7 protein-coding genes are annotated in these 7,290 nt (G+C 63.2%); 3 read left to right on the top strand and 4 right to left on the bottom strand.

All coding sequences use genetic code 11. The features are described 5' to 3' along the window. Positions 1-183 precede the first annotated feature (183 nt). Entirely contained in the window at positions 184-714 is a 531-nt protein-coding gene (locus PHP91_RS15380; RefSeq protein ID WP_300142666.1) for a hypothetical protein, read from the top strand. Positions 715-792: 78 nt separating this feature from the next. Here PHP91_RS15380 and PHP91_RS15375 read toward each other — a convergent pair whose 3' ends face one another. The 3 genes from PHP91_RS15375 to PHP91_RS15365 all read right to left on the bottom strand — a co-directional run bounded on the left by PHP91_RS15375 (position 793) and on the right by PHP91_RS15365 (position 2,848). After that, on the bottom strand, positions 793-1,050 hold the full coding sequence (locus PHP91_RS15375; RefSeq protein WP_300142663.1) for a HypC/HybG/HupF family hydrogenase formation chaperone: 258 nt from the start codon (positions 1,048-1,050) through the stop codon (positions 793-795). Beyond that, entirely contained in the window at positions 1,019-1,573 is a 555-nt protein-coding gene (locus tag PHP91_RS15370) for a HyaD/HybD family hydrogenase maturation endopeptidase (RefSeq protein WP_300142660.1), read from the bottom strand. Before PHP91_RS15370 ends, PHP91_RS15375 begins: the two co-directional genes overlap by 32 nt. 84 nt (positions 1,574-1,657) lie before the next feature. Continuing rightward, a complete protein-coding gene (locus PHP91_RS15365; RefSeq protein ID WP_300142657.1) occupies positions 1,658-2,848 on the bottom strand; it encodes a metallophosphoesterase in 1,191 nt (396 codons plus the stop codon). A 734-nt stretch (positions 2,849-3,582) separates the two neighbouring features. Here PHP91_RS15365 and PHP91_RS15360 point away from each other — a divergent pair. Beyond that, positions 3,583-4,266: an anaerobic ribonucleoside-triphosphate reductase activating protein gene (locus PHP91_RS15360; RefSeq protein ID WP_300142654.1), complete on the top strand. Its 684-nt coding sequence runs from the start codon at positions 3,583-3,585 to the stop codon at positions 4,264-4,266. Beyond that, positions 4,214-6,271: a ribonucleoside triphosphate reductase gene (locus tag PHP91_RS15355; protein WP_300142651.1), complete on the top strand. Its 2,058-nt coding sequence runs from the start codon at positions 4,214-4,216 to the stop codon at positions 6,269-6,271. Before PHP91_RS15360 ends, PHP91_RS15355 begins: the two co-directional genes overlap by 53 nt. Before the next feature lie 300 nt (positions 6,272-6,571). On the opposite strand, the gene PHP91_RS15350 is transcribed toward PHP91_RS15355, so the two are convergent. Continuing rightward, positions 6,572-7,290, bottom strand: a 719-nt coding sequence (locus PHP91_RS15350; RefSeq protein ID WP_300142648.1) for a tyrosine-type recombinase/integrase, incomplete at its 5' end; no start/stop codon positions are given.

The raw sequence follows: 7,290 nt of genomic DNA, 5'->3' as shown, positions 1-7,290 counted from the left end.
GGAATGTGGGCGGGGAGATGGGCGGTGGAATGTGGGCGGGGGAATATGGGCGGGGAGATGGGCTGGGGATGCGTGTTGCGTTGCTTCGCGTGTACGGGGGCGGTGGAAGCGAGGAAAAGGCAGGGGGCTGGCGGGGAGAGAAGGGGAGGCGTGTGAGGGAGGTGTTTTGGCGGCGGAGCCTATTTGACCGGAGGCGCGTTCCTGGGCTACCTGATTTTGATGGTCGCCGTTTCCGCTTTCCGAATGCTGCGTTCGTTGCGCGCCGCGCCGTGGCCGCTCGCCACCGGATCGGCCTCGCTGGGGCTGGGGCTGGCCCTCAAGGGGGCCGGGGCCGCTTGCTGGGTCCAGGGAGATGCCGGGCTGGCGGTGGCTTTGGGGTGCTGGGGCGCGGGCTGGCTCGTGGTGGCCCTCTTCGCCTTGGCCGATGCGGCGGCCCGCTGCCGGGAGTATCGGCGCATCCGCGCCATCCTGCTCCGCTACGGCTACAGCAATCGTATCCTGGAACCGCTGGCCTCTTCCCGATGCCAGCGCGACGCCGCGTTGCTGGCCGCCCGGGAAACCGGGCACGGCGGCCGGGCGCGGGCCTACTTCGCCTCCCTCGGGTATCGCTGGTACCATATCCTGCCCGACCGGGTGGTGCGCAATCCATTCATATTCTTGCGGCCGGGGTTCCTGCGCGCCTCCTTCCTGCCCGGCAAGAAGGGGCGTGGCTGAGCCGGGTGGCCAGACGGCGCAAGGCCCGGAACGGGTCTCTCCGCTCCGGGCCTTGCGCCGTCTGTTGCGATGTCGAACCTACAGCATCTCGTGCTGGTATTCGTCACCGCCCAGGATGTTGACCATGTCGCGCAGGATTTTGAGCGTTTCCTGCGCCTCCTTGGGGTCTAGCTTGCGCAGGGCGAAGCCCGCGTGGATGATGATGTAGTCGCCCAGGGTGACCTCCTCGTCCAAGAGCATGATGGACGCCTGGACCGTGGTCTCTCCTTCGCCCACCTTGCAGGTGGCGACGCCGTCACTGATCTCAATTATTTCGGCTGGAATCGCGAGGCACATAGATCTTCTCCATTGCGGGGTTGGCGGACGAGCGCGGCTTGCAGCCGCCCCCGGCCTTTTCCACTTCCTTGAGCACCAGGGCCATGACCTCGGGCAGCTTGGCCTCCAGTTCGGGCGAAAGTGCTGCGGACATGTCCTCGTAGTTCACGGGCTCCACCCCGTAGAGGATCACGTCGGAGGGCACTTCCCCGATGAGGCTGCACCGCGAAAGGGTGTCGAGCAGGTCGGTCTGGTGCATGGAATTGGTGAAGGCGCACGCCTTCTTGAGGTCCTGGCCGAGCAGGCGGAAGACGTCGCCCGGCTTGCCCTCGTTGAGGACGATGTCCACGATTATCAGGTAGTCCGCCTCCATGATCGGGCCCATGAGGCGGAGCCCCAGCGTGCCGCCGTCGAGAACGGTCACGTTGGGCGTGAATTCGTAGTGTTGCTCCAGTTCCTCGGCGACCCGGACGCCGAAGCCCTCGTCGGTGTAGAGGATGTTGCCGACGCCGAGGATCAGGATCTTTTTTTCCGTTTCAGACATAGGTGTTCCTTAGTCAACAGGGCGAGTTTTCGCAAGGTGAAATCCGGATTTTCCTTTCCCGCGCGGCGGGTTCGGGCCGCCGCGTCACGCCCGGCGCAGGGTGTGCATGGTGATTTCGGGCACGGTGCCGAGCCGCATGGGCGGGCCCCAGTAGCCGGTGCCCTGGTTGACGTAGAGCCGGGTGTCCTCGTGCAGGTAGAAGCCGCGCACGAAGGGCTGGAACAGGTGGATGGCCAACGTGTAGGGGAAATACTGGCCGCCGTGCGTGTGGCCCGAAAGCTGGATGTCGAACCCGGCCTTGCCGCCCTCGAACACCGAACGCGGCCGGTGGGCCAGCAGGATGGACACGTCGCTCTCGGGCGCGCCCGCCATGGCCGCCTTGGGCGAGGAGGCGTGGGGCGGGTAGATGCGAGCGGCGTCGTAGTCCGCGACGCCCGCCATCAGAATGCGGCCACGGCCCGTGTCAACCAGCCGGTGCTCGTTGACCAGTGGGGTCATGCCGAGCTCTTCAACCTTGCGCAGCCAGGGGAGCACGCCGGAGTAATATTCGTGGTTGCCGGTGCAGAACCAGATCCCGTGCGGGGCCGAGAGGTCGGCAAAGGGGGCCACGTCGTCGCGCAGGGCGTCCACCGAGCCGTCCACCATGTCGCCGGTGTGCACTATCATGTCCGGGGCGAGGGCGTTGACTTCGTCCACCACGGTGCGCGCCCATTCTCGCCCCAGGGTCAGGCCGATGTGCGTGTCCGATATCTGGGCGATGGTGAAGCCGTCGAGCCCCTCGGGCAGGCCGGGCACGGGCAGGTCGTTTTTGACCACGCTGGGCGTCCGGTTGGCCTCGTAGGCGGCGTAGCCCGTGAGCGGCACGGCGGCGGCCAGCAGGGTGGCGTTGGTGGCGTTGAGCAGGAACCGGCGGCGGCCCTTGTCCGTCGCCCGGGTGAAATAAGTGCGCTCCTTGGGCCGGGAGAAGGGTTTTGCGAAGAGCAGGCCGACGCGCCGGGCCAAGAGGGGCAGGTCGCGGGCGAGCATCAGCGCCACCAGCAGGGAGGCCAGGCCGAAGAAGGAGTATCCCGTCCACGAGAGAAAGGTCATGGCCTCGCCCTCGATGCCGGAGTGGCGGGCCATCATCATCAAAGGATGCACGTAGAGGGCGAAGGCCACCAGGAGCCAGGCCGTGAGCTTGCGCGTCCGGCTCAGGGGGGCCGGGGTGATGAGCCGCCAACCGAGGTACAGGGTCAGCAGGGTGGCGATGCCGAGGACGATGAACCGGAAGGACATGCGGGCAGCTCCATGTTGGGGGTCCTCCTTCCATAGTTATTCCATCGGGATTGTCAAATGTGTGCACCGGGGCTTCGCGGTCAGGCGGAGCGGAAGGACGCGGCCCGGTCACGGGAAATGGGTCAATGCCGTCGAGGCAGAGTCGCCGGGCTGGCCACGGGACGCTCCTCGCGGGGTTGACAGGCGCGGACGCCCACGGGCCGGGGAATGGCGGCCGTGCGGGAAAAAGTCCCGGTCATCTGTTCGTTTTTTCTGTGGAATCCGGGCTTCCGGCTGTTCCCAAGCGGAAAGGGTTGTGGTAAGCCGTCTCCTCGCCCGGCAGCGATGCCTCCCGCCACCCGCCCGGCGACCCTTCTGTCGAAAACCGATCCACCCCGAATCGAAATATTTTTTTTCTAAACTAGGTCTAGAAAAAAGTTAAATATATTGGTTCAATGAATGTATCTATTCTGTTGATAAAAAATTAGTAGTTGCTGTAATTTCATATAATCGCCATAAATCGCCAATATCAGCTTGATTAGACGAAAAAAAATTTTGACCCCCTGTACAAAAAACCGGCCATGGTCTATCACTGAAGTCACGTTCCGACGCTAGGTCGAGACCCGTGCGGGTCCGATGCCGGGACCGGGCCGCCCGCTTCGGGGGAAGCGGGGCCGGTTCCACCGTCTATGCAGGGGCTTGGCCGCACGATTGCAAGCCCGACACGATTTCCCGATTTGCAGGAGAGGAAGAGGATGAGCAAGCCCGCAGGGGTATGGAGTTATGTGCGCGGTTTTGAACGCCTGAGTTTTTGCGACTGGCCCGGCCGCCACACCAGCATCCTCTTTTTGGGCGGCTGCAACCTGCGCTGTCCCACCTGCCACAATTTTCAGCTCGCCTGGGACATGCACTCCCTGCCCGCTCTCGATCCCGTCCGCATCAAGGCCTTCCTGCGCGACCGCAGCGGCTGGCTGGACGGCGTGACCATCACCGGCGGCGAGCCGACCACCGTGCCCGGCGTGGGCGAACTGCTCTACGAGGTGCGCAAGTCGGGCCTGCCCGTCAAGCTCGACACCAACGGCATGCGCCCCGAAGTCGTGGCCGACCTGCTCCAGTACCGGCTGGCCGACGTTTTCGCCGTGGACGTGAAGGGTCCCTTCGACAAATACCCCGCCCTCACCGGAGGCGCGGTCTCCGCCCTGGCCGCCCAGCGCAACCTGGAGCGCATCTTCGCCCTGGCCGAACTCCACCCCGGGGCGTTCTACTTCCGCACCACCAAGGTCCCTTCGCTCACCGAGGCGGACCTGGATATCGCACGGGGCTATTTGCCGCCGGAACATACGCTAACCATTCAGAATTACGTGCCCCCAAGGAGGATGACGGAGCATGCCCAGCCAGATCATGAAGAGAGACGGCCGGTTGGAGACGTGGTCTACTGACCGCATCGCCCAGGCCATTTTCAAAGCCCTCGCCGCCAGCGGCATCAAGGATCCCCTGCTGGCCAAGCGTCTGGCCAGGAAGGTCGAGACCAAGCTTTCGGGCATGGACATTCCCGAGCAGGAGCACGTCCAGAATACGGTCGAACAGGTGCTCATGGAGTCCCGCCAGTTCGACATCGCCAAGAAATACATCCTCTACCGCGAGAAGCGCCGCCAACTGCGCTCCCAGAAGGAGGCCTACCTCGACATCAAGGACGTCATCGACTCCTATCTCGACCAGGCCGACTGGCGCGTCAACGAGAACGCCAACATGACCCACTCCTTCCAGGGGCTCATGCTGCACCTCTCCGGCACCGTCCAGGCCCGCTACGCCCTGGAAAAATACCCCGAGGAAATCCGCCAGGCCCACGAGCACGGCTATTTCCACATCCATGACCTTTCCTTCGGCCTAGCCGGATACTGCGCGGGCTGGTCCCTGCGCGACCTGCTCCTCGAAGGCTTCAACCTCGAAGGCCGCGCCTCCGCCGGGCCCGCCAAGCATTTCGACACCGCGCTCGGGCAGATGAACAACTTCCTGGGCACCCTCCAGAACGAATGGGCCGGCGCCCAGGCGTTCAACAACGTCGACACCTACCTCGCGCCCTTCATCCGGCACGACGGCCTGGGCTACGACGAGGTCCGCCAGTGCATGCAGAAGTTCGTGTTCAACCTGAACACCACCTCGCGCTGGGGCGGGCAGTCGCCGTTCACCAACCTTTCCTTCGACCTCGTGGCGCCCAAGCACATCGCCTCCGAGCCGGTCATCATCGGCGGCAAGTACGACGACGAGCTGACCTACGGCGACTTCGCCGAGGAAATGGCCATGATCAACAAGGCCTACATCGAGGTCATGCTCGAAGGCGACTACTGCGACCGCATCTTCTCCTTCCCCATCCCGACCTACAACGTCACCGAGGACTTCCCCTGGGAATCCGAGATCGGCGAACTGCTCATGAAGCTCACCGCCAAATACGGCGTGCCCTACTTCCAGAACTTCATCAGCTCCGACCTCAACCCCGAGGACGTGCGCTCCATGTGCTGCCGCCTCCAGATGGACCTGCGCGAGCTGCGCAACAAGACCGGCGGCCTCTTCGGCGCGGGCGACCTGACCGGCTCCATCGGCGTGGTCACCCTCAACCTGCCCAAGCTGGCCTATCTCTCCCAGTCCGAGGACGACTTCCTCGAACTCATCGAGGAATACGCCACCCTGGCCAAGGACTCCCTGGAATACAAACGCAAGGTCATCGACAACAACCTTGAGGCGGGCATGTTCCCCTACTCCCGCCGCTACCTGAAAAACGGCTACCGGGGCCACTTTTCCACCATTGGCCTGCTCGGCGGGCACGAGGCTTGCCTCAACCTCATCGGCAAGGGCATCGAAACCGAGGGCGGCATCCGGCTCATGCGCCGCGTCCTCAACCACCTGCGCCGCCTCACCTCCCGCTTCCAGGAGGAAACCGGCAACCTCTACAACCTCGAAGCCACGCCCGCCGAAGGCACCAGCTACCGCCTGGCCAAGATCGACAAGTCCCTTTACGCCGACATCAAGACCTCGGGCAACGGCACCCCGTACTACACCAACTCCACCCAACTGCCCGTGGGCATCTCCCAGGACGTCTTCTACGCCCTCGAACACCAGAATCAGCTCCAGCCGCTCTATACCGGCGGCACCGTGTTCCATACCTTCCTGGGCGAGGCCGTGCCCGACCCCCAATCGCTCAAGAACTTCATCATCAAGGCCTTCACCAAGACCAAGATTCCCTACGTCTCGGTCACGCCGACCTTCTCCATCTGCAAGGAACACGGCTACATCCTGGGGGAACACTTCGAATGCCCCACCTGCGGACAGGAAGCCGAGGTCTATACCCGCATCGTCGGCTACTACCGGCCCATCTCCCGCTGGAACAAGGGCAAACAGGCCGAATACGCCGACCGCGTGGTCTTCAGCGACTGCCTGTGCAATTAGCGTAGGTCTTCCCTCCGCAAGAGGAAGCGGAGTCAGAGGATAGTGAATGTGGAGCCCTTGCCGCCCAGCGCGGCAAGGGCTCCGCGCATTCTGGCGCGCTGAGGCGGCATGGGGGATGCCTCCGGCGGCCCCTTCGGGGAGACCAGGGCGCTGCCCTGGACCCGCCAAAGGCCCAGGGCCTTTGGAATAACCTCACACCTTGTGTGTGGTTATCCGGTCTTCCTTTTGGTTTTCAACGGCTTGCAGACAGGTGACTGCAAGCCGTCTTGTCATTGTGTGTGAACCGCATGTGTTAAATTGTCAGGCGACTTTATCCTTGATGCGGCTTTCCCTTTCGTAGACGTCCATGGCGTCTCGTTCCACGTCTCGAAGCTTTTCGAGGTAGATTTCCGTGCTTCGTCGGTCCGCATGCCCAAGGATGCGCTGGATGCCGGACAGGATGGCACCATTGTTGTCCATCACGGACGCGCCTGATGCCCGGAAGCGGTGGAAGGTGTAGTAATCCACCTTGGCGTCCCGGCAGACCTTCTTCAGCATTGGATACCGGCCACGCTTGTACGGACCTTCTTCCATCCTGCCTGTTTCGGCGTTGTAACTTCGGGTCCAGAATACCCATTCCTTGCCGGGATCACGCTCCGAGTAGAGGGCGGAGAGGACTTCGTACAGCTTGTCCGTCATGGGCACCTGACGCAGCACCGGTTCCCGGTTCTTGTTCTTGTGCGTTTCCAACTCGACGTACCGTTTTTCGAAGTTCACCCGGTTCCAGGTGAGGCGATGCACTTCGATGCTTCGCGCCATGGTTTCCCTAAGCACCCACAGGTAAGGGCGGTGCTTGGGCCTGGCCGCTTCGATCATCCGATCCAGTTCATCGCTTCCGGGTGTCCGCTTCCTTTCCTTGGGCTTGTCGCCGGGGAACGTCTCCAATCCCGCAAAGGGATTATCCTGGATAAACCGCTGGCCCCGCTTCATGGCCCAACCAAAAGCAGCTCGGAGGACCTTGAGGTCATTGTTGCCAGCAA

Source organism: Pseudodesulfovibrio sp., from assembly GCF_028692895.1.
In the GTDB taxonomy this organism is placed as follows: domain Bacteria; phylum Desulfobacterota; class Desulfovibrionia; order Desulfovibrionales; family Desulfovibrionaceae; genus Pseudodesulfovibrio.
Note: the sequence above shows the minus strand (reverse complement) of the source record. Positions and strands in the feature narration are given on the sequence as shown.

What these genes read in the sequence shown, in the direction of transcription:
- PHP91_RS15375 (WP_300142663.1), bottom strand. Translation starts at nt 1,050, where the DNA reads ATGTGCCTCGCGATTCCAGCCGAAATAATTGAGATCAGTGACGGCGTC.
- PHP91_RS15370 (WP_300142660.1), bottom strand. Translation starts at nt 1,573, where the DNA reads ATGTCTGAAACGGAAAAAAAGATCCTGATCCTCGGCGTCGGCAACATC.
- PHP91_RS15365 (WP_300142657.1), bottom strand. Translation starts at nt 2,848, where the DNA reads ATGTCCTTCCGGTTCATCGTCCTCGGCATCGCCACCCTGCTGACCCTG.
- PHP91_RS15360 (WP_300142654.1), top strand. Translation starts at nt 3,583, where the DNA reads ATGAGCAAGCCCGCAGGGGTATGGAGTTATGTGCGCGGTTTTGAACGC.
- PHP91_RS15355 (WP_300142651.1), top strand. Translation starts at nt 4,214, where the DNA reads ATGCCCAGCCAGATCATGAAGAGAGACGGCCGGTTGGAGACGTGGTCT.